The organism is Salinivibrio sharmensis, from assembly GCF_001995985.1.
Taxonomy (GTDB): Bacteria; Pseudomonadota; Gammaproteobacteria; order Enterobacterales; family Vibrionaceae; genus Salinivibrio; species Salinivibrio sharmensis.
Genome location: NZ_MUFC01000021.1, coordinates 16,922 through 42,472, shown reverse-complemented (window position 1 = coordinate 42,472; position 25,551 = coordinate 16,922). Strand labels below are relative to the sequence as shown.

Sequence of the window (25,551 nt, the reverse complement as noted above, 5' to 3'; positions counted from 1 at the left end):
AACCTAAGAAATGGATTTTTTATTAAATAAAAACATCAACTTAAACAAGAACCCAGGATCTAGATCTTGATCGAAAAAGGATCCTGTGGTGTGGAAAAAGAAATCGCTATCGGTGTCAAAGGTTGCAGAGAAAGTCATCACAAACTGCGGAGATAATCACCAATTTATCTTGCGATCTTGACTACTATTTCGCATAAGCCCTTGGCCAATGCGACACTGTCAAACGCCATTAAGCGTAGACGATGCTTTATGCATTGCCCACTCTGATTGCAATATTGTAAATGCCGATACAAGGAGAGCGTCATGAAAAAGGTTGCTGTGATCTTATCTGGCTGCGGCGTGTTTGACGGTGCCGAGATCCAAGAAACTGTGTTATCCCTGCTTGCCCTTGAGCAAAACGATGCCCAATGGCAGTGCTTTGCCCCAGATATCGATCAGCACCATGTCATTAATCATCGTACTGGCGAGGCGATGAGCGAAACACGTAATGTGCTCACTGAAGCCAGCCGCATTGTACGTGGAGATATTCTTCCGCTGACCGATCTGAACGCCGATGACTTCGACGCCTTACTGGTTCCCGGGGGCTTTGGGGCAGCGAAAAACTTGTCGGATTTTGCCTACAATGGCGATCCGGTTCAGGTGCACCAAGATATGTTTGCGGTGTGTCAGGCCTTTGCCCGTTCCGAGAAGCCTGCTGGCTATATGTGTATTGCCCCTATCATGATCCCGCAGATCTACCCGAAAGGCGTCAAAGGCACCATTGGTAATGAGCCCGATATCGCCGCCGCCTTTAACCGGATGGGCGGTGAGCATATCGAGTGTCCGGTATCGGATTATGTGTTAGACCAACGTCACCATCTGCTTTCCACCCCAGCCTATATGCTCGCGACATCTGTCACTGATGCAGCCGTTGGCATCAATCGGTTGGTAAAAAAATTGGTGGAGCTCGCCTAAGCCACCCTAATCCACAAAGAGACAAAGAAGAGAAAAGAAAAAAGCGACGCCGAGATGGGCGTCGCTATAACAAGTGAGCACAAAATCAAAGCTGTCTTAGTAACAGTTTGCTGGCCCCAATACACTGGAAGCAATGTGAGCAATGTCGTGCCTTCAGCGCTGAGCATGTGGGCTTGGCCCTGAAGACGAGTTAACAATAACCATTCTCATTACCGTTTTCAATACTTAATTGAGAATCTTTTTCATTTGTTGATCTTGTGCGCAGACTCTCTCACTGTCATCAAACTGTCATTGCACCCACAGCCATCACACCAACAACTCGGGTTCGAAAAGCCCTTGCCCAGAAAAGAAAAAAGCGACACCCCAAGAGGTGTCGCCTAGCAAAAATAGGCTAACTTAATCACTGTTTGATAAGCGCCCCGCTAATACACTGGAAGCAATGTGAGCAATGTCGTGCCTTCAGGGTTGAGCATGTGAGCTTGACCCTGAGCGCAAGTTAATAATAACCATTCTCATTATCGCTTATCAAGAAAAAAATACGCTTATTTTCCACTCGCTGTACATTTATTGATCTGCTTCTCAAAATAAAGCCGGTAATCGGCAGGCTGACCTTTTTGCTCCAACGCAACCATCTGATAGCCATGCCGCATCAGCATGCACACCATCGCGGTAAAGCGGTTGCGTGATTTGACCGCAAGCGTTTGATAGCCAGAAGCCGCTACCCACGCTTCTTGAGCCTTGAGTAGCGCTTTCGCCACTCCTTGACCTCGGGCCGCTTTGGTCACCCCGCCCAGCCAGCTATAAAACTGCGTCTTACTGGTGGCATAGCCTATTTTGGCACCGACAGGCTCACCGTTTTGATACGCCACCAATACCAATGCAGTACGTCCCGCTAATCGCGCGTGGCATTGCTCCAAGGATACACCTGCATCCAACTCGGGCACGCTGTTAAGCACCGTTACCGCTTCCTCTAAGTGCCCAGCACGAATTTCCATCTGACCTCCCGCTGACGTAAAAAAAGAGCCGCGATGCGACTCTTTATTCTGCTATTGATTAGGACGTTTGCTGCACCGTCGCCGACGGGGTCACCTGTGTGATACGCCGGATAATCAGGTTGAGCAACACTCCATACATAGGAATAAACAGCCCCAAGCTAATAATCAGCTTAAAGGCATAGTCTACCAAGGCGATTTCGACCCAGTGCTCGGCCATAAAGGCATCTTGGCTTTGGTAAAACGCAATCGCGAAAAAGGCGAGCGTGTCTGACGCATTGCCAAACAGGGTAGAACAACTCGGCGCGACCCACCATTGGCGCTGCTGGCGTAACCGATTAAACACATGAATATCTAAGATCTGGCCGAGCAGATAAGCCATAAAGCTGGCAATCGCAATCCGTGCGACGGTGAGATTAAACGTGCCCATCTCCGCTAACCCTTGATAGCTGCCCTGATAAAACAAGACGGATAACACGTAGGAAATCAGCAGTGAGGGCACCATCACCAGCAATATAATGCGGCGTGCCAATGCCGGACCATAGATCCTGACGGTTAAATCAGTGGCCAAGAAAATAAACGGAAAGGTAAACGCCCCCCAGGTGGTGTGAAAACCCCATACCGTAAAGGGGATCTGCACCAAGTAGTTGCTGGAGGCAATGATCAGTAAGTGAAAAATCACGAGGTAGCCCAGCGCTTTACGCTGCTGAGCAAGAGAAAAGTGGCTCATAGTGCACCTTTTTGTTATTGGGGGCGAGGGAACCCAAAATACTTAGCTACCCGTCTACAGGCAGCGCGAGGTGGCGAATTATACAGCAATCAAGCGACGATGCCAGCGCAATTTAAAGAGGCGGATGACGCGTCCACCAGCGGCGCAAAAAGGTAATCACCTCATCGCCCTCCTCATCCAGCGCTTCTAACCACACGCTCTGGGTGTAATGCGCCGCTTTAAGCATCAAACGCGTGCCTTCAAAATCAATCAGCCAGGTCATAATATCCGCGTCTTGTTGCCACTCCAGCACAGAGGCTTCGAGGGCTTGCAGCAATGGCTGACAGACTTCTTTGCCATTATCCGCATCCAGCTGCGGCTGATAAAACGCCAAGGTGTTGTCGGACGCTATCAATTGCCAATTACTCGGTGCCATAGCCGTACTCGCTCAAACTCAAGTGATCGTCAATCAAGTCCAAAAACGCATCGCCAAATTTTTCGAGCTTACGCTGCCCAACGCCACTGACCGCCAAGAGCTCCGCTTGCGATGACGGCAGCATCTCGGCCATTTCCATTAAGGTTGCGTCGTTAAACACCACATAAGGTGGAATATCTTCTTCGTCAGCAATGGCTTTACGTAACTTACGCAGCTTGGCGAACAGCTTTTTATCGTAATGGCGCTGGCTCAGCTTGTTGGCCTTGGTGCGAGGGCTGAGGCCAATACGCGGTACCGCCAGCTCAAGGGCAATCTCGCTGCGCAGTAATGGTCGCGCTTGTTCAGTTAACTGCAGCACCGAGCTACGGGCAATGTTTTGCACCAGATAACCGAGATGGATCAATTGGCGAATAATGCTTACCCAGTATTCATGGCTCCACTCTCGCCCGATGCCGTAGGTAGAGAGCTTGTCATGGCCATGATCTTTAATGCGCTGATTTTGCATCCCACGCAACACTTCCACCACGTATCCAACCCCGAAGCTTTGGTTAACACGGTACACGCACGACAGCGCTTTTTGTGCTTGTTCGGTGCCATCAAAATGGGTAGGCGGGTCGAGACAAATATCACAGTTGCCACAAGGGGTTTGCCGATGCTCGCCAAAGTAGTTTAGGAGCACCAAACGACGACAGGTTTGTGCCTCGGCAAATGCGCCCATCGCGGTCAGTTTATGGCTTTCGACCTGCTTTTGGGGCCCATCCGGCTTTTCTTCCAAGCAACGATGGAGCCACCCCATGTCGGAGGGGTCATACAACAACACCGCTTCAGCCGGCAGTCCATCTCGCCCTGCTCGGCCGGTTTCTTGGTAGTAAGATTCAATATTGCGCGGCACATCATAGTGCACCACAAAACGGACATTGGGCTTGTTGATCCCCATCCCAAACGCCACGGTCGCCACCACAATGTTGACATCATCACGTTGGAACGCCTCTTGGACTGATCCGCGCGCTTCTGTGGTCATCCCTGCATGGTAAGCGGCGGCGAGCATATTGTTATCACACAGTTTTTGCGTGACTTGCTCAACCCGCTTGCGGCTATTGCAATAGACAATCCCTGATTGGCCGCGTTGACCGCTCAGAAACTGCACCAATTGGGCCAAAGGTTTGTGCTTTTCCAGCAAGGTGTAACGAATGTTAGGACGGTCAAAGCTACCCAGATGCACCAGCGGATCGTGCAGGGCCAGGCGGGATAAAATATCCTCACGCGTGGTGGCATCCGCAGTGGCTGTCAGCGCCATCACCGGCACGTCAGGAAAGTGCTGTTTAAGCTGGCCTAAAGAGGCATATTCGCGACGAAAATCATGGCCCCACTGGGAAATACAGTGCGCTTCGTCGACCGCAACCAACGCCAGTTGCCACTCGGTTAAGCGATGGATAAAGTCACGCCCTAGCGCGCGCTCAGGCGACACATAGAGTAGTTTCACCTCCCCCTGATTTAGCGCACGCAAAGTATCCGCTTGCGCCTCAGGCGTCATCGCTGAGTTTAAGCACGCCGCCGCAACCCCATTGGCATTAAGCTGGTCAACCTGATCTTTCATCAATGAAATCAAAGGTGAAATCACCACAGTCAAGCCGGTGCGCACCAACGCGGGGATCTGATAGCACAGTGACTTCCCTCCCCCAGTCGGCATAATCACCAAGGCATCACGCCCCGCAATCGCCGCATCGATGACCGCTTGCTGACCCTCGCGGAACTGGTGATAACCAAACACCGCTTTGAGTACCTGATGGGCAGGACTCACAGCTGGATCAGCGGTAGCGACGTCAGTCGCGGTTGACGCATCGGTATGGGCGGGGGTGGCGGACATAATCAAGCTCGTTATTCAAACTGGCGCTCATTCTACCGACACCCTGTAGGCGATGAAACCCTGAGCACAGAGAAAGGTGCTTGCGCCCATCCTTACAACTTGTTACATCTAGACAACATGCACACGTTGGTGTTCATCCCTGACCGACACTTATAACGAGACTGCGCTGTGATTCCTGATCCCAAACGCACACGCCAAGGCGTGTTATTGGCCCTGGCGGCCTACATTATGTGGGGTATCGCCCCCATGTACTTTAAAACGGTCAACCATATTCCGGCGCCCGAAATTTTAGCGCACCGGGTATTGTGGTCGTTTGTCTTTTTAGCATTGCTGCTTTTTTTCACCCGCCGCTTTTATCAGCTCAAACCGATTATCCGCGAGCCGAAAAAGCTGTTGATGTTGATGCTCACCTCTTGCTTTATTGGCTGTAATTGGCTGATTTTTATCTGGGCGATTGTCAATAACCGCATGTTGGATGCCAGCCTTGGCTACTACATTAATCCACTAGTGAACGTGGCGCTGGGGATGATCTTTCTTGGTGAGCGTTTCCGCCGTCTACAGTGGCTTGCGGCCACGCTGGCGTTGGTGGGGGTATTAGTACAACTGATCACCTTTGGTTCACTGCCTTGGATTGCGTTGGTGCTGGCCACCAGTTTTGCGATTTACGGCTTACTGCGCAAAAAAATAAACCTCCCTGCGGTGCCGGGGTTGTTTGTGGAAACCTGCACACTCTTGCCCGTTGCGCTGATTTATCTTTGGCAGTTTGCCGATACCCCCAGCGCCAACCTGCTCGATAATCCCGTCAGCCTCAATATGCTACTGGCCGCTGCCGGTTTGATCACCACGGTGCCTTTACTGTGCTTTACGGGTGCCGCCACCCGCTTACCCTTAACGGTATTAGGCTTTTTCCAATATATTGGCCCTAGCTTAATGTTTTTACTCGCCGTCGGCTTGTATGACGAACCCTTTACCCCAGATAAAGCCACCACCTTTGCCTTTATTTGGGCCGCCTTGGCGATATTTAGCTTTGATGCCTATCGGGCAAAACGACAGCAAGAGGCCAAGATAGAGACCACGCCTTTGTCAGCAGGAAAATCAGGATGAATGAGCTCGCTATTCTCGCCACGCTGGCGGGGGTACATATGATTGCGCTACTCAGCCCCGGGCCCGACTTTGCCTTGGTGCTTCAAAATGCGACCCGTTATGGCCGTGCTACTGGCTTGGCGATTGCGCTAGGGTTATCGCTCAGTATTTTGGCACACACAATATTGAGCATTACCGGCATCAGTCTGTTGGTGCATCAGCACCCGCAACTGTTTATGTGGGTACAGGTGGCAGGGGGCAGTGTGCTGATGTATTTAGGCCTTAGCGCGATTAAAGGCTTGCTCGCCGCCACCACAGCGCCGGCGCAAACCACCAATGATGCGCCTGCGGTACGCGGCCAAAAACAGGCCTTTTGGAAAGGGGTACTGACCAACCTTTTCAACCCGAAAGCCTTGGTGTTTTTTATTTCGTTGATGAGTACCTTGGTGCCGGCCAGCATGTCTGCCAGCGGCAAAGCCATGGCCGTGGCGGTGGTGTTCCTACTCTCATTAGGCTGGTTTTCTTCGCTCGCCTGGCTGCTATCAGGGAGTCGCGTACAGCAAGTGCTCACCAAGGTCACCCCAGTTATCGATGGCCTGTGTGCGTTGTTGTTTTTGCTGTTAGGTGGCGCGGTCGTTTGGCAAGCCGGCGTGTTCGGCTAACGCTGCGGCTGAAAAAGTGCAGGCAATGGAGTTAATACCAATACGCCCAGCCAAGGCTGGGCGTATGTGACGTTTTTTGGCGTTAAGCGGCCGGAATTACAGCGCTTCCAGTTTGGCGTACTGAGTCACCAACCACTTAATCCCTTCCCCATTAAAGGCAACTTGCACGCGGCTTTGTCCGCCACTGCCTTCAAAGTTGATGATGGTGCCTTCACCAAATTTAGGGTGTTGAACCCGCTGACCCAAACTAAATCCGGTTTGGTTAAAGTTCTCCTGAGTCTGCGTTTTGGAAAAACGGCCACCGCTCGTAGCAGGGCGTGAAACATTGGCACGCATGCGCACTTCTTCCAAGCAGGCCTCGGGCAGCTCACGAATAAAGCGCGAGATCTTATGGAACATGTCTTTGCCGTACACACGGCGCATTTCTGCGTAGGTCAGATAGAGTTTTTCCATCGCTCGCGTCATACCGACATAGCAAAGGCGACGCTCTTCTTCTAAGCGACCCGCTTCTTCGGCTGACATCTGGCTGGGGAACATGCCCTCTTCCACCCCGACCATAAAGACTAAGGGGAACTCGAGGCCTTTGGCACTGTGTAAGGTCATCAATTGGACCGCATCATCAAACTCATCCGCTTGCCCTTCACCGGCCTCAAGGGCGGCGTGGGCCAAGAATGCCGACAGCGGTGTCATGCCTTCCGCTTCCGCCTCTTCGGGAGGCGTAAACTGACGCGTGGCCGTCACCAACTCTTCCAAGTTATCGACGCGCGCTTGCGCTTTTTCGCCTTTTTCTTGCTCGTACATGGCGCGCAAGCCGGAGTGACGGATCACTGCATCGGTTTGTTGATACAGCGCCATGTCACGGGTGTCATCTTCTAGCGCATTGACCAACTCGATAAACCGGCCCAATGCATTGGCCGCGCGTCCTGCCAGCGCTTTTTCTGCCAAGATTTGCTCGGCAGTGTGCCATAAGGTTTGGCCGCGATCGCGCGCCGCGCCGCGAAGCGTCTCAAGGGTACGATCACCAATCCCACGAGTGGGCGTGTTTACCACCCGTTCGAACGCCGCATCGTCATTACGGTTGGCCATCAAACGTAAATACGCCAGTGCATCTTTGATTTCCTGACGTTCGAAAAAGCGCATGCCACCGTAAATACGATAAGGCAGGCCGGCTTGAATTAAGGCTTCTTCCAGCACCCGAGATTGGGCGTTGTTGCGGTATAAAATCGCGCTATCAGTGAGTGCGCCGCCTTCGTCTTGCCAGGTTTTGATTTTCCCGACCACAAAACGCGCTTCATCCAGCTCATTAAAACCGGCATACACAGAGATGGGCTCACCCTCTTTGCCCTCGGTCCACAGGCTCTTGCCCATCCGGTCGGCGTTGTTTTCAATTAGGGTGTTCGCCGCTTGCAAAATCGTACTGGTTGAGCGGTAGTTTTGCTCCAAGCGAATGGTCTGCGGGGTGGTGAAATCGTCCAGAAAACGCTGAATATTCTCGACTTTCGCGCCACGCCAGCCGTAAATGGATTGGTCGTCGTCCCCCACAATCATCACACGCGCCTGTTGGCCGGCCATCATACGCAGCCACGCATATTGGATGTTGTTGGTATCTTGGAACTCATCCACCAAAATGTGCTGGAAACGTGCTTGATAGTGTTCGCGGATCACCGCTTTATCGCGCAATAACTCTAAGGTTCGCAGCAAGATCTCGGCAAAATCCACCAAACCGGCGCGGTCACAGGCTTCTTGATAAGCCTGATAAATCCGCAGCCAAGTGCTTTCGACCGGATCATGGCGGGTATCAATGTGCTTGGGACGCAAGCCTTCGTCTTTTTTGCCATTGATGTACCAACTCGCTTGCTTGGCGGGCCAGTGTTTTTCATCCAAGTTTTGCGCTTTAATTAACCGGCGTAGCAAGCGCTGCTGGTCGTCTGAATCAAGAATTTGGAAGTCTTGTGGCAGGTTGGCATCCAAATAGTGGGCACGGAGAATACGATGGCAAATGCCGTGGAAGGTGCCGCACCACATGCCAGAGGCGGTGCCTTGCATCAATTGCTCGATACGGCCGCGCATTTCCGCTGCCGCTTTGTTGGTGAAGGTGACCGCCATCACCGAGAACGGCGACGCCTCTTCCACCCGCATTAGCCAAGCCATACGATGAACCAGCACTCGGGTTTTACCACTGCCAGCACCTGCCAGCACCAAATGGTTGCCGAGCGGCGCGGCCACGGCTTCACGCTGTTTGTCGTTGAGTCCGTCAAGAAGAGTTGATACGTCCATCGCCACCTGCCATTTTACTGGGTATTTATACACTGGTTAGCGATTATACCAGCTCGCCACTAAATTGCGCGCCCGATCCCGACGCAACTTTTTTAAACAAACATTCAACAAGTTAGCCCTCACCATGCAAAAAAACCGCTTAAGTGGTGAAAGATTGCGCAGCGTTTTCCTATCTTGGTTTATATGCCCACCACGAATCAGTGGGCTGATAACACCAATACGGAACAAGAAGAGGAAGCATGATGAAACACACTAACCTAGCGGTTGCCGCTGCTGTGACAGGATTACTGGCTGTAGGCGCGACCACACTCACTAGCGCACCGGCCCACGCGGCAGAAAAAGAAAAATGCTATGGCGTCGCCAAAGCCGGACAAAATGACTGCGCCACCAACACCAGCTCCTGCGCGGGCACCTCCACCGAAGACGGCCAAAAAGATGCGTTTGTCATGGTGCCTGAAGGCTTGTGCGATCGCTTAGCTGGCGGCAGTACCTCGTCATCCTGATATGGCGCGCCCGGGCTTGCCCCGGGCTTTGTCACTTGATCACAAGGAGCGACCATGGATGAGGCAACCGTTTTGACCGGCGTGGGGCTCAGACAACCCCATCTCGCCTACTTCGACCAATATCGCCCAAAGCTTGGCTGGTTAGAAATTCACAGTGAAAACTATTTCCGCCCTCACCGTCCTGCTTTTTCAACCCTGATGCAGTTACGTGAGGATTACGCCATCAGCTGTCATGGCGTGGGGCTGTCGCTGGGGAGCGACGAGCCGCTTGATCGGGCCCATTTAGACAAACTGTGTACACTGGTCAAACACGTCGAGCCACTGTTTGTGTCTGACCATTTAAGTTGGAGCCGGATAGACGGGCAGCACTTTCACGATTTACTCCCCCTCCCCTATACCGAGCAGGCATTGCGAGTATTTTGCGCCAATGTGCAACAGGTTCAAGATGCGCTACAGCGCCCCCTGCTGATTGAGAATCCATCGAGCTATTTATGTTTTGCTCAGGGTGACTACCACGAATGGGAATTTATCGCCGAAGTGCACGCTCGCACGGGCTGCGATTTGCTGCTCGATTTAAATAACGTTCATGTCAGCGCGTTTAACCATGATTTTAGCGCCAGTACCTACCTTGACGCGATTCCCGCCCATGCGGTGAAAGAAATTCACCTTGCTGGGTTTACCGTCAAACACACCCCCGCAGGAGAAATTTGGATAGACACCCATAACCAGCCAGTTAGCGAGGCAGTGTGGACGCTCTATCAACAGTGGATTGACCGCCACGGCCCTCGCCACACCCTCATAGAGTGGGATAGCGACTTGCCTGCGCCCGAGCGATTGTTGGCAGAAGCGGCCAAAGCCCACCACCGACTGGCTCGACACAAGGAGGCAGTATGACACTAGCCACCCTGCAGCAGGCCTTTGCGGCCACATTGCGAGACGACCCTCAGCCGCTGCCGATAAAAGACGGTCGCCTTGCCGCTGACAAGCGAGTGCAGATTTATCGTAACCATTATGTGGTCACCCTCACTGACACCTTAAAATGCGTGTATCCCAAGACCTGTGCACTACTGGGTGAGGCGTGTTTTGATGCGGTAGCGCGTCATCATGCGATGATGCATCCCCCGCAAACCGGGGTGATGGAAGACTATGGCGCACAGTTCGATGCGACCTTGCGCGCCCTGCCCAATATTATCGAGCCGGTGCCGTGTTGCGCCGAGCTTGCCCGTTTTGAGTGGGCGCAAGTGGCGCTCACTCTCGCCCCTCCCTCTCCGGCGTTTGAAGGCAGCGCGCTCGCGTTGCTAAGCCCTGAGCAACAAACGCAGGTTTGTTTACCGCTCAACCAGCAAGCCCGTTTATTTGAAAGCGACTACGCGGTCAGTGACGTATGGCAAGCGATCGCCACCGAGCAGTTCGAAGGCTTGGTGGTCGAGAAGCCGCAATCTTTGTTACTGGTTGCTCACCAAGACAAGGTGCATTGGTATGCGCTCAATACCCATCATGTCAGTGTGCTCAAAACCTGCCCACACACACCATTAGGCGCCCTGTCAGAGGCGCAACTGGCGTGTGTGTCTGAGCTCGCGGCCATGAACGCGTTTACCACCCCAACGACTGTCTGCAATGCTAAGGAGTAAACCATGTGGCTAACCACAATCAATCACACCTTCGCCCGCGCGCTTACCCCACTGCAACCGCTACTGCTGTTGGTGGGTCGCGTCTATGTGGCGTGGATTTTTTTTCAATCCGGGCTAATCAAATACCAAAATTGGGACAGCACCTTATACCTGTTCGAGTTTGAGTATCAGGTGCCTTTGCTGCCCTGGCAGCTGGCCGCATATTTAGGGACCGCGGCGGAGCTGATTTTGCCGGTATTTGTTGCTTTGGGCCTGCTCGCGCGTCCCATGACGTTGGCGTTATTTGTATTCAACATTGTCGCGGTCGCTTCCTACCCACTGCTATGGGAGCGTGGCTATGATGACCACATTATGTGGGGCGTGATCTTATTAGTGGTCAGTGTGTGGGGGCCGGGTTGGCTTAACCTCGATAACTGGCTAGCCCGCAAACAAAGCGGCACCGATTAGCGGTGCCACTGCTGAATAAGGGTATCGAGCTCAGATAAATCGTCGATCGCCACATCCGGTAAGGTGCGTCCTTTGCGCATCATCGGAGATTGGCGCTCTGGGCGGATCCAACAGGCTTGCATGCCCGCTTGGCGCGCGCCAGCCACATCCGAACTTAAGTGATCGCCTACATGTAAAATACGCGCCGGGGCGATGCCCAAGGCCTGCGCCGCCTTATCAAACATCTCGGGACTCGGCTTGGCCGCACCGTGTTCACCGGCCCGGAAAATATGCTGGAAAAACGGCGTCAGGCCAATCGCATCGGTGTCGACGTTACCGTTAGTAATAGCCACCAATGGCAGTTTCTCGGACCAGGCTTTTAAGTAAGCCACACTTTGCGCCGGCGGAGTAAAGTCACTGCGATATCCGCAAAAGAAGGTGGTCGCCGCTTGGGCTTGTGCGCGCGCCTTCTCCGCGGTTAAACCCACATGTTCACCGGCAAGCGTCAGCTGGGCAACCCGCATCGCGGTAACATCAAAGCGTTGGGCAGGGTTCTCATCACGGGCTTGGCGGCGAAATCCCGCAAGGGTGGCTTTATCAAGCGCGGCGAGCGGTGGGCAGTGCTCACTCAAATAGTCGCTTAGCGCCGCCTCCGCACGTGCGATCACCGGCCAGTTATCGTACAAGGTATCATCCAAGTCAAAACTCACCGCATCAAACGCGTTTAAGCGACGATAAAATTTCATATCACGACTCCGAGTTGTTTTTTTTACCTGCGCTGGGTTTACGAGCCCCTGTACTGCGGGCACGAGGATGCGCCGCGTCATACACTTTCGCCAAGTGTTGAAAATCTAAGTGGGTATAAATTTGTGTGGTGCTTAAATCGGCATGGCCAAGCAGCTCTTGCACCGCCCGCAAATCCCCAGACGACTCCAACATGTGAGTGGCAAAGCTGTGGCGCAGTTTGTGAGGATTAATATGGCTGTTCACCGCCTGCTTTTGTCCCCACTCCGCCATACGTTTTTGCACGCTACGGTGCGAAATTCGCTGCCCAAGTTTAGAAATAAACAGTGCCTCTTCTGGCCCTTTGAGGAGCTGGTTGCGCACTTTTAACCAGTTCATCACCCAGGTTTTGGCCATGCCGGAAAAAGGCACAATGCGCTCCTTTTCCCCTTTACCGGTGACACGCAAATCCCCTTTACGCACCGAGACATCACGCACGTTGAGATCCACCAGCTCGGCTAAACGCAACCCTGCGCCATACATCAGCTCCATCATCGCCCGATCCCGTACCGACAGTGGGTCGTCTTGATCCACCTCGAGCAGCTGATTCATTTCATCCACATCGAGGTTTTTCGGCAACTGGCGCCCTTGCTTGGGCGCGGCGACCCCTTTGGCTGGGTTGGCGGCAAGCTGTTCGGTTTGCACGAGATAGTCGAAAAAGCTGCGCAGTGCGGACAGCCGCAATGCAATACTGCCCGGTTTGAGGCCATCGCGTTTGGCTTGGCTCGAAATTTGTCGCACCCAGTCGGCATCCACGTCTTGCCAATGAGCGATGCCCCGCGCGGTCAGAAAGTCGACAATCTTATCTAACTGGCGCTGATAATTACGTTGCGTATGGGCACTGAGACCCCGTTCGCTGAGCTGATATTGATAAAACCGATCAAGAGGGACCGTCAGTGAACGGGGAGCCGCTTGGTCAGGCGTTACCGCTGTCACTGACGCTCACCCTTGTTCGTCCACTGGCTACATAAGATGGCCAAGTGTGCCGCCAGCTGTTCGATAAAAAGGGTGTCCATTTCTGGCTGAAAGTGCCCGCCATCTGCGCTCGCAAAGCTCAACAGTCCCCACTCTTTGCCTTCCCCTTTAATCGGTACCAGCGCAAAAGAGCCTAGCTCCGGTGGCGTTGCCATCACCACTTCCGCATCCACACGGCGTAAGCGCCCGAGATAACAACGACGTCCGGCAAAATGATGACTCTTTAATTGATCCACCGCTTGACGCGAGATGGTCTGCAGCCCGTCGATAGGCGCGTACACCCGTAAGCTGACGCTCAGTTGCAGTTGCTCACTGAGTGCCATTAGCGCGGTTTGCACCGCCTGCGGCGTGTCGGCACGCAACAGCGTTTGATGCGCCTCGGCAAAGGCACGAAACAGGGCATCGTTTTTCGCCCCTAGGCTCATTAGTTGGGTAATGTCTTCTTCCAGCTCCGCCACCCGCTCACGCAGGCGCTTGAGTTGAATTTCCACCAGCGATACTGCACCTTGCTCGCCATGTGGCACGGTCAGCTGCGTCAGTAAATCGCGATGGCGAATAAAAAAATCTGGATTGTCTTTTAAATACGCTGCCACCGCCTCGTCGCTCAGTGGCATGGTTTCCAACGTCGAGGCTTGTACCCCATCATTCATAATTGCAATTGTCCATCAAATACATGTGTCGCTGGGCCTGTCATTGATAAGGGATGACCCGGGCCACGCCAGCGAATGCGTAAATCTCCACCGGGTAAACTCACCGTCACTTGCTCATCAAGCACGCCTTGTATAATCCCGACCGCAACCGCGGCACACGCGCCACTGCCACAGGCTTGGGTTTCACCAGCACCGCGCTCGTACACTCTAAGCTTAATCGCATTGCGGGAAAGGATCTGCATAAAGCCGGCATTGACCCGTTCGGGGAAGCGTTCGTGACTTTCAAGTAGCGGCCCCAAGGTGTCCACGTCGGCATGGTCGACATCCTCGACCACAGTCACCACATGCGGGTTGCCCATGCTCACGGCACCCACAAACAAGGTCTGCTCCGCCACCCGCATCAAGTAGGTTTTTTCTTGTGAGTTGGCACGAAACGGAATTTTCCCCGGTGTGAATTCAGGCTCGCCCATGTTCACGCGTACCTGACTGTCGTTTTCAATGTGCAGCAGCATTTTACCGGCTTGGGTGCTCACACTGATCTGATGCTTATTGGTCAGCCCTTTCATTCGCACGAAACGCGCAAAGCAGCGCGCACCATTGCCGCATTGCGACACTTCCGACGCGTCAGGGTTAAAAATGCGATAGTGGAAATCCGTCTCGGGATCGTAAGGCGGTTCAACCACGAGTAACTGGTCAAACCCGACGCCACGCTGGCGATCGGCTAAACGCCGAATCAGATCCGGCGAAAAGAACGCGTTCTGCGTGACACAGTCAACCACCATGAAGTCGTTGCCCAGCCCGTGCATTTTTGCAAACTGTACCTGCATGCCAATCCTTATTCTGGTAGGTGCTGTTCAAGCTGCCATAGCGACGCCAAGTTTTCGCGCTCGCGCACAAGATGCGCTTGGTCACCGTCGACCATCACTTCGGCGGGGCGGCAGCGTGAGTTGTAGTTTGACGCCATCACAAAGCCATACGCGCCAGCTGAGCGCACCGCCAGCAAATCGCCTGCTTCTAACACCAGCGAACGGTTTTTACCCAAGTAATCGCCGGTTTCACACACTGGGCCTACTAAATCATAGGTTTGTGGCTCACCTTGGCGCGGTACCACAGGGATGATCTCTTGATAAGCTTGATACAGTGACGGACGAATTAAATCGTTCATCCCCGCATCGATAATGGCAAAGTTTTTGTGCTCACTGTGCTTGAGGAACTCAACCTTGGTTAGCAATACCCCTGCATTGGCGGCAATCGCGCGGCCCGGCTCAAAAATCAGCTCAAGATGACGATGATTGTCCAAACGCGCCAGCAGCGCTTTGGCATACTCGGATGGCTGAGGCGGTTTTTCGTCACTGTAGGTCACGCCTAAGCCGCCACCCACATCGAGATGGCGAATCGCAATGCCTTCATCGCCTAAGGTATCAATCAGCGCCAACAAACGGTCAGTGGATTCAATAAACGGTGCCAGTTCAGTTAGCTGCGAGCCAATGTGACAATCAATGCCTTCTACCTTCAAATGTGGCAGGCTGGCGGCATAACGGAAGCTGCTCAATGCTTGGTCGAACGCAATACCAAACTTATTGTCTTTCAACCCGGTAGAAATATAAGGGTGAGTATTGGCATCCACATCGGGGTTAATACGCAGCGATATCGGTGCTTGCACACCCAATTCGCCCGCTACTTGGTTTAAGCGATCAAGCTCAGAGTGTGATTCTACGTTAAAGCATTTGATACCTACTTCCAACGCACGACGCATCTCTGCGGCCGTTTTCCCCACGCCAGAAAACACCACTTTCGCGGGATCACCACCGGCGACGAGCACCCGCTCGAGTTCACCTTGAGAGACAATATCAAACCCTGAGCCCAAGCGTGCCAGCACATTTAATACACCGATATTGGCGTTCGCTTTGACGGCATAACACACCAAATGCGGGTGAGTGCCTACGGCATGATCAAACGCATGCCAATGACGCTCAAAAGTGGCGCGCGAGTAGACATACAAAGGCGTGCCGTGATCATCGGCAAGCTGGGTCAAGGGCAGTGATTCGGCCCACAGTTGGCCGTCTTCCTGATAATTGAAATAGTCCAAAGGTGTTCTTCCCTGTTGTGGTTGATTATTGGTTTTGCGTCGGTTGTTCGTCCGGATAGTACAGGGGCCCTTGTTGGCCACAGCCGGTCAGTGTCATGATGCCAGTGAACATCAGTAAAATGATGAGTTTTCGCATAGTGAATGCCAGTGATTATCGAGTCAATGCCCTCTATAATCGCATCACAACCATGAAAAGCAATAGGATGTAACGGGATGAACACAACGGAATATCATCAGTTGGTCGATTTACAAATGCAGGCCATTGAAGAAGGTATCGATGACTCAGGCGCCGACATCGATTATGAGAGCGTTGGCAACGTGATGACGCTGGAATTTGATGATGGCAGCCAAATCATCATTAACCGCCAAGAGCCCATGCAAGAAATTTGGGTGGCATCAAAAAGTGGTGGGTTCCACTTTGGCCTCAAAGACGGTGAATGGACTTGCAGCAAAACAGGCCTGGTGTTGATGGATTTAGTGCAACAAGAGTGCAGCAAGCACGCGGGTGAGCCTGTTTCTTGGTAAGTGTTTACAGGGAAAGCACACATGGGATCCCGAGCATCGGGATCTCATATTTACTTAAATGAAGCGACTTGTCCGGTAAACCCACCCTGAGACGGTGGCCGTGGCGGCTGCATCTGGCCATCACACTTAAAGGGCAGCGCATGTGTATCGCCACCATCATCGGTAACGATTTGATAAAACTGTGGCAAGTTAAAGTTGATAAAGTTAGCACTGTAACTATAACGGTCATGTGAGGAGGTATAGAAGCGGTTCACGCCCTGTACCATCTCGGTTTTATCGCCGCTACATTGGCGATACACTTCCACCCGGTTGTTCTCATCAAGAATGTACAGGTTGTAGCCATTAGTACAATCTTCAAAGAAAAACTGCACCAAGCCCTCGCTGGCATACGCATCAACCACTTCAGGCGGATGCACATCTTGTGGGTTGTCGACCACCATCACTGGCGTGCCATTGACTTTGTTGGTGGAAATACAGCGATAAAAATCGACTGAGTTTTCTAACCGCTGTACTGATACGCCCCGACGCTCAAAGAACAAACCATGGGTTTGCTTGCCAATTCGCAACGCCTTAAAGCGGCGGCGTTTTTCTTTCTCAACCGGCTTAAGACGCAACTCAATACATTCTGCGACCAATTGGTAAACCAAGTTACGAATTAAACCACGCATTTTGCTGGAATAGCAGAATACATCCACTGATTCAGGCGGCACTGCATCTTGGTGCATTTTGCCCAACATGGTTTTCAATGCCTCCAAAATGGCATCGTCGCCGCGGTAATTCAGGGTTCGAACTTCATTCCACGAGTTACGATAAACGAGATCAACACTCCCCACCAAACACGTTTGCTCAGCGCCATAGCTGAATATGTCACTGTTTTTGAAGTCAAAACGCATCGACGGTTTCTTGTACGCCGACGTTGGATCGTGCTCAAGGTTAACAAATAAGGCGAGCTGGCGAATTTCACACGGGCTCGACAACGCATCCAGCGTCGGACGTGGAGGGTTGAGCGAGAAGGTATTACGAATATCACTGACCAGCTGATACAAGGTATCAAGGTCAACATCGGCGTCGCGTACCACGGTATCCAGGCGGGTTGACTCTGTTAGCAGCCCATTGAAAAATGCCCAAGCGACCAGCTTGGAGAGGTAGCTGTTGTGCTCAAGTGGGGCGCGACCGATTATATCAACCGGATCAAGCGAGTGCTTATACAAATACCACCCCGGCGCATTGGTACGCCCCTCCGGCACTTGAATAAAGGTGAGATCCGGCTCGTGGAGATCCGGTGAAATCTGCGGATTCAACAGAGTGACCTTACCCGGCAATTCTTCGAACGCCGCGTACAGTTTTCGGGCCAGAATGCTGATGTCTTGTGGGCTGATCGCCGAGGTGATGTCGTTACGACGAGCAAAGCGGATCAGGTTCCGATAGCTTTGCATCAAGGCATCAAGCAGCTCATTGTGCGCGTACTGTACTTCCTCGACTTTCCAATGGCGACGGTTATCGAGGTACGCCAATGCTTGTTCATCCCAGCCCCACTCACGCGCTAATAAGCGTAGCACTTCTCGGCGCCAAGCGACCGAGCCAGTTGCAGGGGACTGTGTTAATTTCTCATGGGTTTTCAGATAAAAACAACGACGAACCAAATCTAGGCGGCGGGTATCACCAATCGACTCCAAATAGCGGGTGACTTTTTCCAGCATCAGATAATAAGCATCAGATTGATACACATCGACCCAGCCTGCATAGAAGCGGCGCTTGCCATCCACACTCAAAAGCTGGGTGCCGGGATACTGCCACGAGTAGGCCTCGAGCAAAATCGCTTTGAGTACCGACTTATACGGTGAATCTATGCTTTTATACAGCTGCCACAAACTCGAGCCAAAATACTCTTCGGCCGGGATGGTCGGCAAACCGCCAAAATCGACCCAATCTCGACGGTCAAGGCCATGTTCGGCCACCAGTGTATCAACATATTCCTCGTAGCAGCCTTCCATTTCTGGCGGCACCATGTACCACAACAGTTTTTGCCCGGCGAGTCGCATGGAGGAACGATAAAACTCGTCCAGCAGCAGGAAATGCTGACTGGTGCCACAGTTATCGCTGGTCATTGCCTGGCTGAGATGGTGACGAAAACGCCCTTCACAAACCACAAAAAAATTGGCTTCTATCCCTTGGCTTAACGCCCATTCAGAGATCGCCATGCATTTGGCATCAAGCTTATCGCGCTGCGCCGCTGTCACTGAGCCGTCAATACAGACCCAGATATCCAGATCACTGGTAAGGCTTTGTCCCATCGAGCCGGTACTGCCCATGGTATACATGCCTTTGATCGGATGGCGCTCAAGGCCCTCCACACAGGCGGTTAAAGAAGAAAAGCGGGTGTCTGAGTGGATCAGGCAATCAGAGACAAACTCGCGTTGCGCCTCATCGAGCTCGTAATCAGCAATACCGAAAGGTACGCTGTCACCACAAAACCCGGGTAATGCGGGGTGATTTAGATGTAAAAGCACTGGCAGCACATCAAAGATAGCTTGCGCCTGACGGCTCATCGCGGACCGCGCGCGATCCATTCTCACGCGGTTAAACGCCTCGATGCGCTCAGTTTGCTGTTCTACGTATGTTTGCAAGGCAATCATCCAGATTCGTTGACATCCTGGTCAACAGGTCGACGTTACTGTCTTCACCGTATCCGCCCAATTGCAGATAACAAAACGTGATCAATGTAACACTCTCGACAACTCGGGTAAAGCCAATAACCCCGATGCCCGTGTGGTGGTATCAACATCGCACTATAGGTGCTTTTTGAGATCAATATCAACTTTTTTGCTCTACTACCTTAGTCGTAAGTCAGCCATATTGCCGCCTTCAGATCTCATTATTTGCGCAAATAATATGCGATTGATCACATATTTTCACCTATATGACCATAACGCCGTCATAAATCGCCAAACGGCATGGCAGAGATTACGAGTCGTCCAGCGCCAATGTTACGATGGGCGTTATGAACCAAGAAGGAAAACACACCATGTACTCAACGCCTGTACGCATTGCCACGCGCAAAAGCCCTTTGGCTCTCTGGCAAGCTGAATTTGTTAAAGACGCATTAGAGCGCGCTCACCCGGGGCTAACGGTTGAACTGGTACCGATGGTCACGAAAGGTGACGTGATTCTGGACACGCCTTTGGCGAAAATCGGTGGTAAGGGCTTGTTTATTAAAGAGCTTGAACAAGCGATGCTCGACGGCCGCGCAGACATTGCGGTGCACTCAATGAAAGATGTCCCGGTTGAATTCCCCGAAGGATTAGGGCTGGTCACCATCTGTGAACGCGGTGACCCACGAGATGCGTTTGTCTCAAACCATTACCAAAGCATTGACGATTTACCTAAAGGGGCCGTCGTCGGCACATCCAGCCTGCGTCGTGAATGCCAGTTACGCGAGCGCCGGCCTGATCTAGTCATTAACACGTTACGGGGCAATGTCGGCACGCGCCTTGGCAAACTCGATGACGGTCAGTACGACGCGATTGTCCTCGCTGCCGCCGGCTTAAAACGATTAGGCTTGAATGAGCGGATCCGTAGCGAAATCCCACCAGAAGTCATTCTCCCTGCCGTCGGCCAAGGTGCTGTGGGGATTGAATGCCGATTGGATGATGAGCGCATTCGCACCTTACTCGCGCCTTTGTCTGACGCCAGCACCACCGAGCGCGTATTGTGTGAACGTGCAATGAATAACCGACTCGAAGGCGGCTGTCAGGTGCCGATTGGCAGCTATTCAGAAATTCAAGGCGATAAAGTCTGGCTACGTGCGTTAGTCGGCGAGCCCGACGGTTCGACCATTTTACGCGCCGAAGTGACAGGGCCTTTGGAAAAAGGTGAGCAGCTCGGTACGGATTTAGCAGAGCAACTTCTCGCCCAAGGCGCGCGGCAAATCCTGGATAAACTTTACCAAGACGACGCATGACCATTGTTGTTGTTCGCCCCGAACCAGACTGCAGTCAGTTAGTCGATCAGCTGGCACAGCAAGGGCTGTCCGCGATCCCCTGTCCACTGTTAAGTTTTGCGCCGGGGCGAGACTTGCCCACCCTCGCGACTTTGCTCCCCTCCCTGCCTACCGGCAGTATCCTGGTCGCCGTGAGCCCACGCGCCGTGGCATTCGCCCATCACGCCTTACAGCAAAAAGGCGTGTCATGGCCAAACAATAGCGGCTATGTCGCGGTGGGGCAGCGTACGGCGAGCGAATGGCGCGCGGTGTCAAAGCAGTCAGTACAGTTGCCGCACCGAGAAGACAGCGAGGGCATGCTCTCACTCCCCCTTTTCTCTGACGTGACTGACGCGCAGGTGGTGATCCTGCGCGGGGAAAGCGGACGCGATATGATGGGGCAAACGTTGCAGGCGCGAGGCGCGCAAGTTCACTATTGCGAGACCTATCGGCGACAATGGGCCATTGAGCCTTTAATATCGCAAGTAGTAAGCTGGCCTAAACACACGATAACGACAGTAGTGGTCACCAGTGGCCAACAATTAGCCTACTTTGATCAACTTATCACACTGAGCGAACAGCACTGGCTGCGCCAATGCCGTATACTGGTGCCCAGTAAAAGGATTCAAGATCAAGCCACTGCGCTGGGTTTTGACACGATTACGACCGTTGACAGCGTGGCCAATGATGCACTGGTCAACACGCTGCTCAGGTTAAGTAAAACGGGACTTTCGGATGACTGACAACAAAAATACCGACACCAAACAACGCCAGGCCAACACGCCATCTTCACCCAAGGCCCACGCCACAGATGCGTCGGCGCCTGAAAAAGCCAGCAAAACCTCATCGGGGGGACGTGGCGGCATATTACTCGGCGCTATCGCCATCGCCTTGGCCCTCGGCTCCAGTGGCTGGGTGTTTTACCATGGTCACCAGCAAGCGACCGTGCTACAAAACACCGTCGCCGCGCAACAATCGCACATTTCACGCCTTGAGCAAGACCTTAACCAACAACAACAAGCCGCAGAAAAAGCGCGTGAACAACTGAAAGACACCACCCAAACACGTTTAAACCAACAAGACAGTAGTCTCGCCAGCTTGCAAAAAGCCGTGGCGGAAGTGAAAGGTCGACGCCCTAACGACTGGTTATTGGCTGAAGCCGATTACCTGATCCGGATGGCAGGACGTAAAATTTGGCTTGAACACGATGCCCAAAGCGCTACGGCGCTGATGGAAGCGGCCGATCATCGCATTGCTCAGCTTAACGACCCGTCCTTAATGCCTATTCGTCAGGCAATGGCTGACGATATCACCGCATTAAAAGCCGTGAAGCGCGTCGATAGAGATGGGATTGTCTTGCGCTTAACCAGCATGCAGCAACGGGTTGAAAATCTCCCGCTTGCCAGCGCCGTGATCCCAGAAGCTGAAGAAGTGGAAAAACCCGTGGTGTCTGAATCCGTCAATGACTGGAAGCACAACCTCACCACGTCGGTTACCGACTTTGTCGATAACTTTATTACTTACCGAAAACGCGACGGTAATGTAGTACCGCTGTTATCACCCACCCAAAGTTATTACCTGCAAGAAAACCTCAAGAACAAGCTCGATCAAGCGATGCGTGCGGTCTATCAAGGAAACGATGCCTTATACCATGAAGCACTAGGCATGGCCAAAGACTGGGCGCTGCGCTTTTATAATCAAGATGCCAATGCCACGCGCCGCTTTGTTGAGCAACTTGACGATTTAAATCAACAAACCATCGGCGTCGATATGCCGCAAAAGCTAAAAAGCCAATCGCTGGTCAGTGATGAGATCGACACCCGACTGCGCCGAGACATTGCACCGCTGACAGGAGGCCAATCATGATTAGATTGCTGTTACTTGTCCTTGTGTTGGCGGCCGGACTGGTGGTGGGCCCGCAACTGGCCGGGCAACAAGGTTATGTGCTGATTTCTGCTGCCGAGCAGACACTGGAAATGAGTGTCACTACCTTGCTAGTGCTGATTGGCATTTTAATTGCCGCCCTCTGGGTGCTTGAATGGTTACTGAGAAAACTGCTATCCATCAGTAGTACCGCAACAGGCTGGCTCTCGGGGCGCAAACAACGTAAAGCGCGCCAACAAACCCAAACCGGCTTAATGAAGTTACGTGAAGGGGAGTGGAAAAAAGCCGAAAAACTTCTCGCCAAAGCGCGCGCACATAGTGATGCCCCCATGCACAACCTATTGGCGGCCGCTGAGGCGGCACAACAACGACAAAACCTGCAGGCTCGCGACCAATACCTGCAGCAAGCCGCTGATCTGAATGCCAATAGCTTGGCTCTCGCCCTGACACGTGCCCAGCTCCATAGCCAAAGCGGTCAGCACGAGGAAGCCCTCGCTTCGTTGCGTGCGATTAAACGCCAGCACCCGCGTAACCCGGTGATGCTGTCGCTGCTTAAAGAAACCTATATCCAACTGGAAGATTGGTCAGCGCTTCTTAACCTACTACCTACGTTGAAAAAAGCCCAGTTACTCGATAGCGACCAGTTTAATGCTCTGCACGAGCGTGCCGAGCTGGGCGTGATGGCGCATGTTGCCAGTCAACAAGGGACAGAAGGTCTGCTAACGCATTGGAACCAATTACCAAAAGCCAAACGCAACCAGCCTTCGTTATTAGCTGGGTTAGTCAAGCATCTGGCAGCACGTAATGCAGACTCAGAAGCCTACATTCTGCTACGCGAGGCCTTGAAAAAGCGCACCGATGATCGCTTGATTGCCCTAATCCCGACGCTAAACTTGCCAGATAACTACCCTGCTGTGGTGATGCTGGAAGAGTTGCTCACGCAGGATAGCCGCAACCCTGTACTTCACAGCGCCCTTGGGCAACTGCTTATGCAGTCGGGAAAATGGCAAGATGCGCGCAGCCACTTTGAGAAAGCCCTGGAGTATCGTGCCGACGTCACCGACTATGCGTATTTGGCGGATGTGTTGGATAAGCTTGATCAGGGTAAAGCGGCCAGTGATGTCTCACGTACTGCACTGAAGTTAGCGCTGCCTGAACAACCTCCCGCGGCATAGTATTTCCGCCAGCCGAAAAGGCAGTCAGTCAATTGCCTTCGAATGAGAAAAAACGCCCCGCACTGCGGGGCGTCTTATTATGCGGATAGCGACTACCGCTTTTTACACAGGACATTGAGCGCCGCATCGGCGTTACGTGTCACCACTTTGCCACTTCGAGCATCTACCCCCTTGGCACCTTGCACCCAGTACGGTAAGCGCATGGGGAGCTGATCCGTTGCTTTTGCCACTTGCACCAACTCCTGCTGGGAGGCCAACACCATCCCTTCGCGTTGACAACGGGGCGCCGCCTGCGCATAAGGGACACGTAACCAACTCATGGATTTTTCGGTATATTGCTTATCGCCAGCTTCTGGTTCAGGTAAACCAAAATGGCTCAAGGTGATCGCTGTCTCCATCGACGTCGACTTCTCGCCATTGTGCGAAGGCGATGTCGTTTGTGATAGCGGCGGCAAGCGGATCACGGCCGGTTGAGACAATGGCTGACGAGTTTGTCTTAACACCGCCTGCTTGGTGGGTCCAAATTGACGAACCCGCTTTAGCACCAACTGGGCCACGTCCAAGTTAGGGTAAGGACCAATCAAGCAGCGCCCTCGACCTTCTCGCACCTGTACTTGAAACGGTAAGTCCGGCAAGCCTTGACGCAGAGACTGATAAAATTGACGTGATGGCACGCCTTGCGTGGCACCGCATTGCACCCAAAACGCCGTGCTCTGCGGATCCGGAGCTTGGTTGCCCCACAACCCTTGTCCGATATCACATGTCTCGCCAATGATTGGCCAGCCTTGCTGGCGGTCAACAATGGCGCAAGGGCTCTGTTCTGCGCGCACTGGCGCACTGATTGCCCACATTGCTACCACACTGACAGCCAAACCTCGCCACCGCCCCATGAGTCGCTCCCTTGATAATCTAATCTGCTCAGCTTAAGCAAAGAGACACATCGACTCAAGCCACTGATCACCAAGCTGTCAGACAGCTATCAAAAAAATGGCTGCATTCGCAGCCATTTTCCTTACCCTTTGTAGATTTTGGGGTTAAAGACATCCCGCAACCAGTCGCCGAGCAAGTTGATCACCAGTACCAGTAAAACCAACACGATGCCAGGGAAAGCAGTGATCCACCATGCCCCTGAGAAAATGTAGTTAAAACCGATACTGATCAACGAGCCCAATGATGGCTGATCGACAGGCATCCCCAGCCCTAGGAAAGACAGTGCCGCTTCCGACATGATTGCGTTAGCCACCTGCACGGTCGAAATGACCAAAATGGGCGACAAGCAGTTGGGAAGAATGTGACGGAACATGATCCGAGGCGAGCGGAAACCCATCACCCGCGCCGCTTCTACATATTCCTTTTTCTTTTCTGCCAGGACAGACGCACGAATGGTTCGGGCATACTGTGGCCACTCGGCAATCCCGATAATCACCACCAGCATTAAAATGGCATATTGGCTGTAAAACTCACTGCCAAAGCTGGCCTTAAAAATCGCTGAAACAATGATAGCGACCATCATGGTCGAGAAAGACAGCTGAATATCGGCGATACGCATAAAAAAGCTATCAATGCGGCCACCAAAATAGCCGGCACTTAATCCAATCACTGTCCCCAGAATCAACTGTAGGCCGACGGCACACAAACCAATGGTCAAAGATATACGCAGACCATAAATAATGGTCGACAAAATATCTCGCCCTTGGTTATCAGTACCGAGCAAAAAGCGCGGATCGCTCCACTCCATCCAGACGGGCGGGATCTCAGAGTCCATGATATCAATCGCCATTAAATCATAGGGATTGGTCGGGGACACTAAGGGCGCAAAGAGCGCCAGCAATAAGAACACCATAAAAATGGTGAAACTTGCGATCGCTACTTTATCGCGCTTGAAGTGATAAAAGAAATCCGAGTCTAAGAAGCGCTGCCAGCGACTTGGTGTCGTATTCGTTTGTGTCAT

General features: G+C 52.7%; 26 protein-coding genes. 12 read left to right on the top strand and 14 right to left on the bottom strand.

Translation table 11 applies throughout. The annotated features are described in order from the left end of the window. Positions 1-303: 303 nt before the first annotated feature. The gene (elbB, locus tag BZG74_RS14145) at positions 304-954 is read left to right on the top strand and encodes an isoprenoid biosynthesis glyoxalase ElbB (RefSeq protein ID WP_077773182.1); all 651 of its coding nucleotides are present in this window, start codon (positions 304-306) and stop codon (positions 952-954) included. Positions 955-1,496: 542 nt separating this feature from the next. Here elbB and BZG74_RS14140 read toward each other — a convergent pair. From BZG74_RS14140 to recQ, 4 genes are all read right to left on the bottom strand, one after another. After that, positions 1,497-1,949 carry a GNAT family N-acetyltransferase gene (locus BZG74_RS14140; protein ID WP_077773181.1) on the bottom strand — a complete coding sequence of 151 codons (453 nt, stop codon included), beginning with the start codon at positions 1,947-1,949 and terminating at the stop codon, positions 1,497-1,499. A gap of 58 nt (positions 1,950-2,007) precedes the next feature. Beyond that, the gene (locus BZG74_RS14135) at positions 2,008-2,676 is read right to left on the bottom strand and encodes a 7-cyano-7-deazaguanine/7-aminomethyl-7-deazaguanine transporter (RefSeq protein WP_077773180.1); all 669 of its coding nucleotides are present in this window, start codon (positions 2,674-2,676) and stop codon (positions 2,008-2,010) included. Between the two features lie 112 nt (positions 2,677-2,788). Further along, positions 2,789-3,091, bottom strand: coding sequence for a DUF3630 family protein (locus BZG74_RS14130; protein ID WP_077773179.1), 303 nt, complete (start codon positions 3,089-3,091; stop codon positions 2,789-2,791). Continuing rightward, the gene (gene recQ, locus BZG74_RS14125; protein WP_077773178.1) at positions 3,078-4,958 is read right to left on the bottom strand and encodes an ATP-dependent DNA helicase RecQ; all 1,881 of its coding nucleotides are present in this window, start codon (positions 4,956-4,958) and stop codon (positions 3,078-3,080) included. The genes BZG74_RS14130 and recQ overlap by 14 nt, the downstream gene beginning before the upstream one ends. 171 nt (positions 4,959-5,129) lie before the next feature. Between recQ and rarD the strand changes: the two genes are divergently transcribed. Then, positions 5,130-6,062 (top strand): EamA family transporter RarD, encoded by a 933-nt coding sequence (rarD, locus tag BZG74_RS14120; RefSeq protein WP_077773183.1) that lies wholly within the window; start codon positions 5,130-5,132, stop codon positions 6,060-6,062. Continuing rightward, positions 6,059-6,703, top strand: coding sequence for a LysE family translocator (locus BZG74_RS14115; RefSeq protein ID WP_077773177.1), 645 nt, complete (start codon positions 6,059-6,061; stop codon positions 6,701-6,703). Before rarD ends, BZG74_RS14115 begins: the two co-directional genes overlap by 4 nt. Positions 6,704-6,799: 96 nt before the next feature. Here the strand turns inward: BZG74_RS14115 and uvrD are convergent, their stop codons facing one another. Beyond that, positions 6,800-8,980 (bottom strand): DNA helicase II, encoded by a 2,181-nt coding sequence (gene uvrD, locus BZG74_RS14110; protein WP_077773176.1) that lies wholly within the window; start codon positions 8,978-8,980, stop codon positions 6,800-6,802. Between the two features lie 242 nt (positions 8,981-9,222). Between uvrD and BZG74_RS14105 the strand changes: the two genes are divergently transcribed. Genes BZG74_RS14105 through BZG74_RS14090 form a run of 4 tightly spaced genes read left to right on the top strand, consistent with a single transcriptional unit; the run spans position 9,223 to position 11,561 of the window. Then, on the top strand, positions 9,223-9,483 hold the full coding sequence (locus tag BZG74_RS14105; RefSeq protein WP_077455769.1) for a BufA1 family periplasmic bufferin-type metallophore: 261 nt from the start codon (positions 9,223-9,225) through the stop codon (positions 9,481-9,483). Between the two features lie 54 nt (positions 9,484-9,537). Continuing rightward, on the top strand, positions 9,538-10,377 hold the full coding sequence (bufB, locus tag BZG74_RS14100; protein WP_077773175.1) for an MNIO family bufferin maturase: 840 nt from the start codon (positions 9,538-9,540) through the stop codon (positions 10,375-10,377). Next, the gene (locus BZG74_RS14095; protein WP_077773174.1) at positions 10,374-11,114 is read left to right on the top strand and encodes an HvfC/BufC N-terminal domain-containing protein; all 741 of its coding nucleotides are present in this window, start codon (positions 10,374-10,376) and stop codon (positions 11,112-11,114) included. Before bufB ends, BZG74_RS14095 begins: the two co-directional genes overlap by 4 nt. A gap of 3 nt (positions 11,115-11,117) precedes the next feature. Next, positions 11,118-11,561, top strand: coding sequence for a DoxX family protein (locus BZG74_RS14090; protein WP_077773173.1), 444 nt, complete (start codon positions 11,118-11,120; stop codon positions 11,559-11,561). Here BZG74_RS14090 and BZG74_RS14085 read toward each other — a convergent pair. Genes BZG74_RS14085 through lptM form a run of 6 tightly spaced genes read right to left on the bottom strand, consistent with a single transcriptional unit; the run spans position 11,558 to position 16,173 of the window. Continuing rightward, positions 11,558-12,286, bottom strand: a complete 729-nt coding sequence (locus BZG74_RS14085; RefSeq protein ID WP_158020665.1) for an HAD-IA family hydrolase — start codon at positions 12,284-12,286, stop codon at positions 11,558-11,560. The two genes, BZG74_RS14090 and BZG74_RS14085, sit on opposite strands and share 4 nt — an antisense overlap. 1 nt (position 12,287) lies before the next feature. Further along, on the bottom strand, positions 12,288-13,259 hold the full coding sequence (gene xerC / locus BZG74_RS14080) for a tyrosine recombinase XerC (protein ID WP_077773171.1): 972 nt from the start codon (positions 13,257-13,259) through the stop codon (positions 12,288-12,290). Continuing rightward, the gene (locus tag BZG74_RS14075; protein ID WP_077773170.1) at positions 13,256-13,948 is read right to left on the bottom strand and encodes a DUF484 family protein; all 693 of its coding nucleotides are present in this window, start codon (positions 13,946-13,948) and stop codon (positions 13,256-13,258) included. Before BZG74_RS14075 ends, xerC begins: the two co-directional genes overlap by 4 nt. Further along, complete coding sequence (gene dapF, locus BZG74_RS14070; protein WP_077773169.1) at positions 13,945-14,775, bottom strand: diaminopimelate epimerase; 831 nt, start codon at positions 14,773-14,775, stop codon at positions 13,945-13,947. Before dapF ends, BZG74_RS14075 begins: the two co-directional genes overlap by 4 nt. A gap of 8 nt (positions 14,776-14,783) precedes the next feature. Then, entirely contained in the window at positions 14,784-16,037 is a 1,254-nt protein-coding gene (lysA, locus tag BZG74_RS14065; protein ID WP_077773168.1) for a diaminopimelate decarboxylase, read from the bottom strand. Positions 16,038-16,062: 25 nt separating this feature from the next. Then, a complete protein-coding gene (gene lptM, locus BZG74_RS15875) occupies positions 16,063-16,173 on the bottom strand; it encodes an LPS translocon maturation chaperone LptM (RefSeq protein WP_235605775.1) in 111 nt (36 codons plus the stop codon). 77 nt (positions 16,174-16,250) lie between these two features. Here lptM and cyaY point away from each other — a divergent pair, with 77 nt between their 5' ends. Continuing rightward, entirely contained in the window at positions 16,251-16,562 is a 312-nt protein-coding gene (gene cyaY, locus BZG74_RS14055) for an iron donor protein CyaY (RefSeq protein ID WP_077773167.1), read from the top strand. Positions 16,563-16,612: 50 nt separating this feature from the next. Here the strand turns inward: cyaY and BZG74_RS14050 are convergent, their stop codons facing one another. Continuing rightward, complete coding sequence (locus tag BZG74_RS14050; protein WP_077773166.1) at positions 16,613-19,198, bottom strand: class I adenylate cyclase; 2,586 nt, start codon at positions 19,196-19,198, stop codon at positions 16,613-16,615. 389 nt (positions 19,199-19,587) lie between these two features. On the opposite strand from BZG74_RS14050, the gene hemC reads away from it, so the two are divergent. From hemC to BZG74_RS14030, 4 genes are read left to right on the top strand one after another with little or no spacing between them, the layout of a single operon-like run. Next, positions 19,588-20,523 carry a hydroxymethylbilane synthase gene (hemC, locus tag BZG74_RS14045; protein ID WP_077773165.1) on the top strand — a complete coding sequence of 312 codons (936 nt, stop codon included), beginning with the start codon at positions 19,588-19,590 and terminating at the stop codon, positions 20,521-20,523. Continuing rightward, positions 20,520-21,284 carry a uroporphyrinogen-III synthase gene (locus tag BZG74_RS14040; protein WP_077773164.1) on the top strand — a complete coding sequence of 255 codons (765 nt, stop codon included), beginning with the start codon at positions 20,520-20,522 and terminating at the stop codon, positions 21,282-21,284. The genes hemC and BZG74_RS14040 overlap by 4 nt, the downstream gene beginning before the upstream one ends. Further along, entirely contained in the window at positions 21,277-22,407 is a 1,131-nt protein-coding gene (locus BZG74_RS14035) for a uroporphyrinogen-III C-methyltransferase (RefSeq protein ID WP_077773163.1), read from the top strand. Before BZG74_RS14040 ends, BZG74_RS14035 begins: the two co-directional genes overlap by 8 nt. After that, complete coding sequence (locus tag BZG74_RS14030; RefSeq protein ID WP_077773162.1) at positions 22,404-23,600, top strand: heme biosynthesis HemY N-terminal domain-containing protein; 1,197 nt, start codon at positions 22,404-22,406, stop codon at positions 23,598-23,600. The genes BZG74_RS14035 and BZG74_RS14030 overlap by 4 nt, the downstream gene beginning before the upstream one ends. A 92-nt stretch (positions 23,601-23,692) precedes the next feature. On the opposite strand, the gene BZG74_RS14025 is transcribed toward BZG74_RS14030, so the two are convergent. After that, on the bottom strand, positions 23,693-24,490 hold the full coding sequence (locus BZG74_RS14025; protein WP_077773161.1) for an SPOR domain-containing protein: 798 nt from the start codon (positions 24,488-24,490) through the stop codon (positions 23,693-23,695). 122 nt (positions 24,491-24,612) lie between these two features. Continuing rightward, positions 24,613-25,551, bottom strand: coding sequence for an ABC transporter permease (locus BZG74_RS14020; protein WP_077773160.1), 939 nt, complete (start codon positions 25,549-25,551; stop codon positions 24,613-24,615).

Bases quoted from the DNA above. Each gene is read 5' to 3' on its own strand.
- BZG74_RS14075 (WP_077773170.1), bottom strand. From the start codon at position 13,948: ATGAATGATGGGGTACAAGCCTCGACGTTGGAAACCATGCCACTGAGC.
- BZG74_RS14140 (WP_077773181.1), bottom strand. From the start codon at position 1,949: ATGGAAATTCGTGCTGGGCACTTAGAGGAAGCGGTAACGGTGCTTAAC.
- lptM (WP_235605775.1), bottom strand. From the start codon at position 16,173: ATGCGAAAACTCATCATTTTACTGATGTTCACTGGCATCATGACACTG.
- elbB (WP_077773182.1), top strand. From the start codon at position 304: ATGAAAAAGGTTGCTGTGATCTTATCTGGCTGCGGCGTGTTTGACGGT.
- recQ (WP_077773178.1), bottom strand. From the start codon at position 4,958: ATGTCCGCCACCCCCGCCCATACCGATGCGTCAACCGCGACTGACGTC.
- BZG74_RS14040 (WP_077773164.1), top strand. From the start codon at position 20,520: ATGACCATTGTTGTTGTTCGCCCCGAACCAGACTGCAGTCAGTTAGTC.
- bufB (WP_077773175.1), top strand. From the start codon at position 9,538: ATGGATGAGGCAACCGTTTTGACCGGCGTGGGGCTCAGACAACCCCAT.
- BZG74_RS14050 (WP_077773166.1), bottom strand. From the start codon at position 19,198: ATGATTGCCTTGCAAACATACGTAGAACAGCAAACTGAGCGCATCGAG.
- BZG74_RS14130 (WP_077773179.1), bottom strand. From the start codon at position 3,091: ATGGCACCGAGTAATTGGCAATTGATAGCGTCCGACAACACCTTGGCG.
- BZG74_RS14105 (WP_077455769.1), top strand. From the start codon at position 9,223: ATGAAACACACTAACCTAGCGGTTGCCGCTGCTGTGACAGGATTACTG.
- BZG74_RS14025 (WP_077773161.1), bottom strand. From the start codon at position 24,490: ATGGGGCGGTGGCGAGGTTTGGCTGTCAGTGTGGTAGCAATGTGGGCA.
- BZG74_RS14090 (WP_077773173.1), top strand. From the start codon at position 11,118: ATGTGGCTAACCACAATCAATCACACCTTCGCCCGCGCGCTTACCCCA.
- BZG74_RS14135 (WP_077773180.1), bottom strand. From the start codon at position 2,676: ATGAGCCACTTTTCTCTTGCTCAGCAGCGTAAAGCGCTGGGCTACCTC.
- BZG74_RS14115 (WP_077773177.1), top strand. From the start codon at position 6,059: ATGAATGAGCTCGCTATTCTCGCCACGCTGGCGGGGGTACATATGATT.
- hemC (WP_077773165.1), top strand. From the start codon at position 19,588: ATGTACTCAACGCCTGTACGCATTGCCACGCGCAAAAGCCCTTTGGCT.
- cyaY (WP_077773167.1), top strand. From the start codon at position 16,251: ATGAACACAACGGAATATCATCAGTTGGTCGATTTACAAATGCAGGCC.
- BZG74_RS14095 (WP_077773174.1), top strand. From the start codon at position 10,374: ATGACACTAGCCACCCTGCAGCAGGCCTTTGCGGCCACATTGCGAGAC.
- dapF (WP_077773169.1), bottom strand. From the start codon at position 14,775: ATGCAGGTACAGTTTGCAAAAATGCACGGGCTGGGCAACGACTTCATG.
- uvrD (WP_077773176.1), bottom strand. From the start codon at position 8,980: ATGGACGTATCAACTCTTCTTGACGGACTCAACGACAAACAGCGTGAA.
- BZG74_RS14085 (WP_158020665.1), bottom strand. From the start codon at position 12,286: ATGAAATTTTATCGTCGCTTAAACGCGTTTGATGCGGTGAGTTTTGAC.
- BZG74_RS14020 (WP_077773160.1), bottom strand. From the start codon at position 25,551: ATGACACAAACGAATACGACACCAAGTCGCTGGCAGCGCTTCTTAGAC.
- BZG74_RS14035 (WP_077773163.1), top strand. From the start codon at position 21,277: ATGACTGACAACAAAAATACCGACACCAAACAACGCCAGGCCAACACG.
- BZG74_RS14030 (WP_077773162.1), top strand. From the start codon at position 22,404: ATGATTAGATTGCTGTTACTTGTCCTTGTGTTGGCGGCCGGACTGGTG.